Annotated in this window: 5 protein-coding genes and 1 rRNA gene; 4 read left to right on the top strand and 2 right to left on the bottom strand. The window is 63.8% G+C overall.

The genetic code is table 11. The features are described 5' to 3' along the window. The first annotated feature begins 15 nt into the window (after positions 1–15). Positions 16–128 (top strand): 5S ribosomal RNA (gene rrf / locus AC1DYX_RS26920). 51 nt (positions 129–179) lie between these two features. Here rrf and AC1DYX_RS26915 read toward each other — a convergent pair. Continuing rightward, a complete protein-coding gene (locus AC1DYX_RS26915; protein ID WP_477264591.1) occupies positions 180–1,067 on the bottom strand; it encodes an alpha/beta hydrolase in 888 nt (295 codons plus the stop codon). After that, the gene (gene bla / locus AC1DYX_RS26910; protein ID WP_477264589.1) at positions 1,064–1,930 is read right to left on the bottom strand and encodes a subclass B3 metallo-beta-lactamase; all 867 of its coding nucleotides are present in this window, start codon (positions 1,928–1,930) and stop codon (positions 1,064–1,066) included. The genes AC1DYX_RS26915 and bla overlap by 4 nt, the downstream gene beginning before the upstream one ends. 174 nt (positions 1,931–2,104) lie before the next feature. On the opposite strand from bla, the gene AC1DYX_RS26905 reads away from it, so the two are divergent. The 3 genes from AC1DYX_RS26905 to ampC all read left to right on the top strand — a co-directional run bounded on the left by AC1DYX_RS26905 (position 2,105) and on the right by ampC (position 5,194). Beyond that, on the top strand, positions 2,105–3,208 hold the full coding sequence (locus tag AC1DYX_RS26905; protein WP_477264587.1) for a sensor histidine kinase: 1,104 nt from the start codon (positions 2,105–2,107) through the stop codon (positions 3,206–3,208). Next, positions 3,205–3,951: a LytR/AlgR family response regulator transcription factor gene (locus tag AC1DYX_RS26900; RefSeq protein WP_477264585.1), complete on the top strand. Its 747-nt coding sequence runs from the start codon at positions 3,205–3,207 to the stop codon at positions 3,949–3,951. The genes AC1DYX_RS26905 and AC1DYX_RS26900 overlap by 4 nt, the downstream gene beginning before the upstream one ends. 88 nt (positions 3,952–4,039) lie before the next feature. Then, positions 4,040–5,194, top strand: a complete 1,155-nt coding sequence (gene ampC / locus AC1DYX_RS26895) for a class C beta-lactamase (RefSeq protein WP_477264583.1) — start codon at positions 4,040–4,042, stop codon at positions 5,192–5,194. Positions 5,195–5,607: the final 413 nt, after the last annotated feature.

Here is a 5,607-nt window from a genome sequence, read left to right as displayed (position 1 = left end):
CCCGTACAAGTCATGCCTGATGACCATAGCAGGTCGGTACCACCCCTTCCCATCCCGAACAGGACCGTGAAACGACTTTGCGCCGATGATAGTGCTGCAACCAGTGTGAAAGTAGGTTATCGTCAGGCTAGTTATACGCAACAGCCCGCTCAATATCGATTGAGCGGGCTTTTTGCTTTTCAGCGTAGCTTTTTCAGATACCCACGCAACCCATGGGTCAGCACCAGCGGAAACACGCTGGCGTGATCCTCGTCAGCAAACACCTCAAGCTTCATTTTCAGGTTCGGATAACGGTGCGTCTTGAGCGCCGCATCGAAGTCGCATAAATCCGCGACCATATCCGCATTCTCTTCCGTGCGCGAACGTTTGYGGGTCGGGGCCAGCGTCTCCCGTCCGCCGATACCGAAAAATACCGAGGCGGCCATGTCCCTGTGCCCTTTGGCGTACTCTTTTTCACGATCGAACATCACGCCGCGGTCGAACCACAGCGACGGGCTGCCGAGGATGTAATGGTCGAACGTGCCGGGCTCACTCAGCAGCATTTGCAGCCCGAGCAGGCTGCCATAGGAATGCCCGACAAAGATCTTGCGGTTCATGTCGGCCCGGTAGCGCGCGGCGATCATGGGAAAAACGTCGGCCGCGATGAAGCGGCCATAGGCCTGCGCCTCGCCGAACGCCGGCGCGCGTCCCGGCACGTCGGACGTGTAATCCTGAGAACGTGGCACGGTCGGCGTGTAGTCGCGGCGGCGGCTGAACACCGGGCTGTCGCCTTTGGCATATGACAGGCCGACGACGATCGCTTCTTCCATGCCCGCATGCCTGGCCAACCGCTGGGCGATGCCGCGTGCGACCGGGAACGCGTAATTCGCATCGGTGACGAACAGCACCGGGTAGCGCCGGTTCGACGAGCGATACGAATCAGGCAGTGCGACGAATACCTGGTAGTCGCGATTCAGTGCGCGCGCATGCACGTCCTGGACTTCCGTATCGTCGAGCACATACGGCGATGCCGTCGCCAGTCCGGACGCCAGGCAGCACAGCACGGCGAGCTTGCGCAGCGACGTCATGGCCGCGCCTCCGCCGCCAGCGTTTTCGCCAGCGTCGTTCGCGCCTGTTCCGCGTAGGTGCGGCACGCGGTCGGATCGATGAAGGCCGCGTGACCACGTGTCGCCTGCTTCGCCATCCGTTCCCACAGATCGCTGAACTCCGGATGCGCGCTCACGAGCACGTCGCAGTCCAGCTCTTCGACGGCGGTGATCGACCGTTCGATGTCTGCCCGCGCATTCGGATACAGCGGATTCCTGCTGAAGCTGCGCCCGTCCGCCGCCAGCGCATTCAGGCTGTCCGCATACACCATGTGCAGGGCCTTGCCGTCCTCGCTCGACAGCCACGTCCAACTCGTGGCGCCCAACGTGTGACCGGGTGTGAAGTGCGCGGTGACGGCGAGCGGTCCGAGCTTCACCACGTCACCGTCGTGCACGGCACGCGTGTTGGCGACGGGCGTCATCCGGACCAGCGAGGGATATTGCGCATCCCGTTTGTCCGGCTCCCCGGTCCTCAATACGTTGACGGATGCCGGGCTGCCCAGCACCACCGCACCACTCATCTTTTGCAGCGCCGCGATGCCGCCGGCATGGTCGAAGTGCTCGTGGCCATTCAGGATGTAGCGGATGTCCTCGACCTTGAAGCCGAGCGTACGGATATGGGCCGCGATCTGTTCGGCCGCGGCGGGCGGACCACTGTCGACGAGGATGTGACCGGCCGGCGACGTGATCAGCACGGCGCTGATGCCGCGCGTGCCGACGTAATAGGTATTGCCGTAGAGCGCAAACGGCTCCTGCGGGGCCACCCAGTCGGCCGGGCCGGCGATTGCGGAGGTGGCGGCGCTGCCGAGCATGAGGGCGGCAGCGAGATAAATCGTCTTGTTCATGATTGAAAGAAGAGTCAGGGAAAATCGGTAACCCGTCGACGATTCTGCAACCGCCCCGTGCCGTGGCGGTATGCTCCGTGACGAAACGCCGCGGCGATGGGACGAAGCTGCCGGCGACATCCATCCGGCATGCGGGGCCGCTGCTATACTTTTCCGATGACGCAGCACGCCGACATGCCCACTCTCCCTCCAGCGATGCCGCCTGCGGCCAGGACCATCGTCACCGTCGTGCTGCTGTGGACCGCGATCAGTGCCCTCGGCGCGCTGCAGACCTATAGCGACAACCTGCGCCTCGGCGTGGACAGCCACTATCCGTCGCTGCTCGTCACATGGTTCGTCGAGTATGCGGTGCCGCTGATCGTCCTGAGCGCCGGCCTGAGTCTCGTCCTGGCGCGCTGGCCTGCGCTGATCGCCCGCCCGCGCAACGTGTTCGTCCTGTTCATCGGCCTCGTGCTCGTGTTCCAGCCCGCGCAATGGACCTATATGGCGTGGCTGCGCGGCTACCTGCACATCGCGAGCCTGGAGGATGCGCGGCAACTGCTGATGAAGATGCTGCTGGTCGGCTGGTTCTCGACTACGGGAACCTTCGCCGCCATCCTCGCCATCCACTACTGGCGCCAGGCGCGCGAGCGCGAGCTGGCCTGGCAGCGCAGCCAGACCGACATGCTGAACCTGCGGCTCGCGCTGGAAGAGCAGCGCATGCTGGCCCTGCGCGCACAGTTCGAGCCGCACTTCCTGTTCAATGCGCTGAACGCGATCAGCGCCCTCGTGCGCGAGGGCGACCGCACGCTTGCCCTCGGTGGCATCGGCCGCCTGAGCGATCTGCTGCGTTACGCGCTGTCGGCCAGCACGCGCAACACGGTCACGGTCGCCGCCGAGCTGCAGTTCGTGCGCGACTACCTGGGCCTGCAGCGCCTGCGCTACGGTGCACGGTTGCAGGTTCGCATCGATGGCGACGAGCGCATGCTGCACGACGTCGAGTGTCCGCCGCTGCTGCTGCAGCCGCTGATCGAGAATGCGCTGCGCCACGATCTCGATTGCCACGACGGTCCGAGCGACATCCAGCTGTCGTTCGCCGCGGATGATGCGGCGCTCACGATCCGCGTGACGAATCCGGCCGGCGCGCATGCGTCGCCGAATCCTGGCGCGGGCCTCGGTCTCGCGAACACGCGCGAGCGGTTGCGGCTCATGCATCCGACCGCGTCGCTGCAAACCAGCTTGCGCGACGGCTGCTTCGTGGCCGAAGTCCATTTGCCGCTGGACCGGGACGAACGATGACGGTGCGCTACCTGATCGTCGACGATGAGCCGCCCGGCCGTGCCAACCTGCGCCTGGCCCTCGGCGCGCATCCGGACTGGCTGCTCGTGGCCGAATGCGACGGCACGGCCGCCGCGCGCATGGTACTGGCCGCGCAGGAGGTCGACGTCATCTTCCTCGACATCCAGATGCCGGCCGAATCGGGCCTCGTGCTCGCGCGCGAGATCAGCTGCCTGCGCGCGCCGCCGCTGATCGTGTTCGTGACGGCCTATAGCGAGCACGCCATCGACGCGTTCGAGGTGCACGCGCTCGATTACCTGCTCAAGCCCCTGAGCGATGCGCGGCTCGCGCAGACCGTCGAGCGCATCGGCGCCATGCTGGGACAACGCCAGCGCGAGGCGTATGGCGCGGCGCTGCGTGACTACGTCGACGCGGGCGCGCGCCTGGAGCGGATCAATGTGCGTTCCGTTGGCCGCATCGAGCAGATCCTCGTGGCGGACATCCTGTGGATCGAGTCGGCCGGCAATTACGTCGAACTGCATCTCGCGGGACGCACGGTCCTGCATCGCATCACGCTCAATCGCATCGAGATGCTGCTTGCGCCCGCGGACTTCCTGCGTGTCCACCGCGGCACGATCGTCCGGCGTAGCGAGATCGCACGGCTGGATACGGTGGGCGACGGCAGTTACCGGTTGACGCTGCGCTGCGGCGCCACGGTGGCCGTCAGCGAGCGTTACCTGGGCGCGCTGAAATCCGCCATGTGACGAACGCCGGGTTCGCCGGGATGGTCGCGCTGTCGGCATCGTTGTCGTCTGCCTATACTGGATACGTCACCATGTATCGGAGAATGCCTTGTCCATCCAGTCCATTGCCGCCGCCTGCCTGTCCCTGTTGCCGTTTTCCGCGCATGCGCTGGATGCGGACTACGTGCGCGCCAGCGTCGACCGTGCGATCCAACCTTTGATGGCGCAGCACGACGTGCCGGGCATCGCGGTCGCCGTCACCATCGATGGTCACGTCTACTTCTTTAACTACGGCGTCGCTTCGAAACAGGGCCACGTGCCGGTTACCGCGAACACGTTGTTCGAACTGGGCTCCGTCAGCAAGACCCTGACCGCCACGCTGGGCTGTTACGCGCAGGGTATCGGCAAGCTGTCATTCGACGAGCATCCCGGCAAATACATGCCGCAGCTGAAGGGGAGTGCGATCGATCGCGCCACCGTGCTCGAACTGGGCACGTACACGGCCGGCAGCCTGCCGCTGCAGTTCCCGGACGACGTCGAGAGCGACGCGCAGAGCGTCGATTATTTCCGCGGCTGGCGTCCCGATGCCGCGCCGGGCACGCAGCGCAGGTATTCGAATCCCAGCATCGGCCTGTTCGGCCACGTGACGGCGCTCGCGCTCGGTGCCAGTTTCGCCGATCTCGCCGAGGGCCGGCTGTTCCCTGCGCTGGGCCTGAAGCACAGCCATATCCGGGTGCCGGCCGCCGCGATGGGCGATTATGCGTGGGGCTATGACAAGGCGAACCAGCCCGTGCACGTCAGTCCGGGGCCGTTCGATGCGGAAGCGTATGGCGTGAAATCGAGCGCTGCCGACATGATCCGCTTTGTCCAGGCGAACATCGATGCGGGTGGTTTGGCGGAACCGATGCGGCGTGCCGTGGCGTGTACGCACATGGGACGCTTCCGCATCGGCGACACGGTGCAGGGACTCGGATGGGAGCAGTACCGCGCGCCTGTGTCGTTGCGCGTTTTGCTGGCGGGGAATTCCACGAAGATGAGCGGCGAGCCGAATCCGGCCACCCGGCTGGAACCGCCCCAGGCGCCGCCGCGTGGGACGGTATTCAACAAGACGGGGGCGACGCGGGGTTTCAGTTCTTATGTCCTGTTCGCGCCAGAGGATCGTATCGGGATCGTCATGCTGGCCAATAAGAATTACCCGATTGCCGCGCGCGTCCAGGCGGCCTATACGATCTTGAAACAACTGGCGCCGGGGGCGGTCCAATAAAGACGCGCGAATACGACAGGTCGAGCTTGCGCACTGGCACCGGCTTTTGCTATAGTTCGCGTCCTGCTTCTGCGGCGCAYGAAAAATCGAAAGATTCAGTGTGTTGCRGAAAAAGACGAGGGGTTGACGAGTTAAGCGAAACACTGCATAATCTCACTTCTCTGCTGCTGACGAACAAAACGATTCGCAAGCGCAGCAAGGCAGTACCGGATACCGATCTTTAACAATAAACAGTCGATAAGTGTGGGCGTTTGATGAAGTGCCAGCAGTCGCGTAAGTGGCTGCTGAATGCTTAAATTATCAAATGTTCACGCAAAAGAAATACGTTGCTCAGCAATGAGTGACGGTCAGTATTTTGAGTGAGCGATCTGCTGTTGGCGAAAGCCGATGGCAAAAACAGGAATTAAACTGAA

Source organism: Massilia sp. P2_C2 (assembly GCF_056404615.1).
This window is presented reverse-complemented; position numbering and strand designations above follow the sequence as displayed.

Excerpts from the sequence above, each read along its gene's own strand:
- AC1DYX_RS26905 (WP_477264587.1), top strand. The coding sequence starts at position 2,105 with ATGCCCACTCTCCCTCCAGCGATGCCGCCTGCGGCCAGGACCATCGTC.
- AC1DYX_RS26900 (WP_477264585.1), top strand. The coding sequence starts at position 3,205 with ATGACGGTGCGCTACCTGATCGTCGACGATGAGCCGCCCGGCCGTGCC.
- bla (WP_477264589.1), bottom strand. The coding sequence starts at position 1,930 with ATGAACAAGACGATTTATCTCGCTGCCGCCCTCATGCTCGGCAGCGCC.